This is a genomic window from Rhizobium sp. SVR5-2C, assembly GCF_056755115.1.
Map to the genome: position 1 here is coordinate 1 of NZ_JBNDHT010000507.1, position 246 is coordinate 246.

At 63.4% G+C, this 246-nt stretch carries 1 pseudogene; it reads right to left on the reverse strand.

Annotated elements, in window-relative coordinates:
• A pseudogene (locus ACPYOI_RS36695) lies at positions 1–246 on the reverse strand (FAD-dependent oxidoreductase); the annotation flags it as partial.

Genomic DNA, 246 nt, shown 5'->3' on the forward strand with positions numbered 1-246 from the left:
CCGTGACGCCTGCCTTGAGGACGCGGCGGCGCATGAACGCCATGTAGTCGGGACCACGCAGGTTGGCGATGTAGCGTTTGCCGTCGTCATCGCTTGGAAAGGGATACCCCCATTCCGCGAGCTTCAGCAGGTTTTCATAGGCCTGATCGACACAGCGCAGCATCCAGCGCTGGTCGCCAAGATTGCCGGTTCGCTGCCATCTGCGTTCGACGATCTGCTGGCGGTTCTCGCCGGGCGGCACGCACC